The following is a 2,755-nucleotide window of genomic DNA, read 5'->3' as shown; positions in this document are numbered from 1 at the left end:
GATCATGGCGATACGCCTCCATATCTTTATTCGGTTGTCAAGGATCCGGGATTCACTAAAAGGCGGGCGTCATACCTGGGTTGACTTGGCGTCAACTTCTTTCGCCCGCGAAGACTACCCCACGTGACACCACTGTCAAAGGGTTATATGGCTTTAGCCAGGCTCAGGCGGATGTTACCAGTGCGCTGAGAGCCGTCGTCGGCGCAACTCACCCCGGCTCCGCCACGAACTGCCCCAGCCCAAAGTGGCAGCCGTACCCCAGAGCGATGGGCCCCCGCACCGGCTTGGGGAACTCTACCCTGAAGCCGTACCCTACCGGGCTGGCCAGGCGCCCGCCGCCCTGCAGGCGCTCCCGCCGAAACGCCAACCAGCGGACCTCCTTGCCCCCCAGAACTGCACCGCGGACCGTTGCGACCAGCACTGGCGCTGGAAAACCGCGGCGCGCCAGTTCCGCCCGGAGCTGCGCCTCCGGCCCGTCCAGCTGCAGACCATCCGGACCGACCTTACGCCGGCCGTCCCGATGCGTCTTGGGATGGCGGGTGAGCAGGTAGGGCGTGCGGGAGACCCACACGCGGCTGGCCGCCATCTGGGGCGTCTGGCCGCCTGCAACGTTGAACCCGCCATAATCCTCCGGCTGTCCCATCCCCACCAGAACCACAAAGATGTCATGGCCCCCGGCGCCCCACAGCTTCCGGAGCCGTCCGAGCACAGCTTGCGCCACCGGGGGCAGGCCGGCCGGAACGTAGATGGTGAGGTGATCGATCCGTCCGTCACCATCGTCGTCGGCTGGCAGGAAGAAGGCGTGGGCGTGGTCGTCGTCCAGAGGTTTGCCGTCGGGCGTGCGGCCGGAGAAAAGGGTCAGGGCTTCCGCGCCACCCTCAACGCCGCGGGCGTGCGCCATGACAGCCTGCCGCATCCGCTCTCCCAGGGCAACGGCCTCCGTTAGCCGTGGTAGCACCGTGCCCGCCAGAGCGAAACGGGCGACGGTAGGATGGGTTGCATCGAGCAGGCGATAGGAATGACCGCGATACGTCACGCGAAAGGCGTCGGCCGGGCGGGCGTAGTCCACCCAGCAGCTGCCCGGCGGCAGAGACCACCCCTGTCGCTGCAGCGTCCCCGTCTCGGCGTGGAGCGCGGTCCAGAGGTCTGGTGGTACCAGATCACCTACCGCGGCTCCCAGCCCGCGGCGGCCACCACCGCCCGCCGCCCCCCACGCGGCCGGCTCCAGGCGACCGACCCACGCCCGGTACTCGTCGGGTCCTTGGACGGCCAAGAGCGAAACCCGTTCCCACCCCTCCGGCACGGCATCCTCAACCGGGAAGCAGTTTGTTTCGCCGACCCAGTCTTCGAGCAGCTCGGCCTCCACCCAGGACTCCGCCCGGCCGAGGTATGACACACGCGGTCGATTTACGCCAACGCCCTGCGATACGTCACCGAGGCATACGGGAATTTACGGTTAACCGACCTGACCGGGCGGCATCTCGATGCGCTGTACGTGCGGATGCGTGAGCAGGGGCTGTCCATGCGGCAGTGCGAGATCGTCCACAAGACGCTCGGCGCGGCGCTTCGGGCGGCGGTGAAGGCGAAGCTGATCGGCCGGGACGTGACCCAGGACGTGATCAACCCTCCCCGGGCCCGCTACGGCGAACCCGTCGCCCTGGAGCCCGACGAGGTGCGCGCGCTGTTGGAGGCCGCCTGGGGCACGCGCTGGGCGGTGGCGTTCCAGCTCACGGTCGAGGCGGGGTTATTTAGAGGCGAACTCTTAGGTCTCCAATGGCGCCATGTTGACCTGGGGCGGGGCGAGATCCGCATCGTCCAGCAGGTGCAGCGGGCGAAATCCCGCGGTTTAGTGATTCAGCCCCTGAAAACCGAGAACCGGCGCCGTACCGTCCCGCTCACCCCCGCCATGACCGCGGCACTCCGGGAGTGGCGGGCCGCCCTCGCCCGGGCGACAGGAGTCGAGACCCTTCCCCTGGATGGATTCGTGTTCCCGGCCGCGACGAAGGGCTATGAGTCGGGCCGGTACGACATCCACGATCCCACGGCGCCGGAAACCCTGGACGACGCGTTCCGGCGGTACGCGGACCGGGCTGGGTTGCGTCACGCCCGTTTCCACGACCTCCGGCACACGACGGCCAGTTGGTTGGCTGCGGCCGGCGTCGACCCGGCGACGGCGGCGAAGATCCTGGGCCACACGCCGCGGACGATGTTGCTCCACTACCTGCGGAGCATGCGGCGCGGCCAAACCGTCGCGCGGGAAGTCATGGCCTCGTGGTGGGAGGAAGCAGCGCCCGGGGCCACGCCGAGCAGTGAGCGCGATGCACAGGCGACGGGCAACGATAGCGGCAAGGTCTGAGGCCGATTCCCGTAATCTTCACCGTACTCTGATAGCGAATTCCCGTAGGTAGGACCTGGGATGCGGTGGTTATTGGTGCCCGGGCCGGGACTTGAACCCGGATGGGAGTGGTTACCCACACGCCCCTCAAACGTGCGCGTCTGCCAATTCCGCCACCCGGGCACGCACGTGAATCCGCCGACGCTCCGATTATAGAGACCTGCCGGCCGTGCCGTCAAGCGAACGCTCGACGTACGCGGCCGCTACCCGCACCACGATGATCGGCCGCCCGGCGTCGTCTCGAAACGGGTAGTTGCCCGCCAGCTCGCCCCAGACGGTCACCCTCTGCCCCACGGCCACCTCCACGTCAGGCTGGCCTGGCACCGGCCCCGGCAGTTGTACATACACGAGGTGGGTGGA

At 67.9% G+C, this 2,755-nt stretch carries 3 protein-coding genes and 1 tRNA gene; 1 reads left to right on the top strand and 3 read right to left on the bottom strand.

What is annotated here, in order from left to right; translation table 11 throughout:
• Positions 1-208: 208 nt before the first annotated feature.
• Positions 209-1,396, bottom strand: coding sequence for a type I-U CRISPR-associated protein Csb2 (gene csb2 / locus AB1609_20370; GenBank protein ID MEW6048798.1), 1,188 nt, complete (start codon positions 1,394-1,396; stop codon positions 209-211).
• Positions 1,397-1,522: 126 nt separating this feature from the next.
• On the opposite strand from csb2, the gene AB1609_20365 reads away from it, so the two are divergent.
• Positions 1,523-2,356, top strand: coding sequence for a site-specific integrase (locus AB1609_20365; protein ID MEW6048797.1), 834 nt, complete (start codon positions 1,523-1,525; stop codon positions 2,354-2,356).
• Positions 2,357-2,429: 73 nt separating this feature from the next.
• On the opposite strand, the gene AB1609_20360 is transcribed toward AB1609_20365, so the two are convergent.
• A tRNA-Leu gene (locus AB1609_20360) sits at positions 2,430-2,518 on the bottom strand.
• Positions 2,519-2,545: 27 nt separating this feature from the next.
• Positions 2,546-2,755: hypothetical protein (locus AB1609_20355; protein ID MEW6048796.1), on the bottom strand; the 210-nt coding region annotated here is incomplete at its 5' end.

Source organism: Bacillota bacterium (assembly GCA_040754675.1).
In the GTDB taxonomy this organism is placed as follows: Bacteria; Bacillota; Limnochordia; order Limnochordales; family Geochordaceae; genus Geochorda.
The sequence above is the reverse complement of the archived record's forward strand: the minus strand, read 5'-3'. Positions and strand labels throughout refer to the sequence as shown.

Bases quoted from the DNA above. Each gene is read 5' to 3' on its own strand.
- AB1609_20365 (MEW6048797.1), top strand. From the start codon at position 1,523: ATGCGGCAGTGCGAGATCGTCCACAAGACGCTCGGCGCGGCGCTTCGG.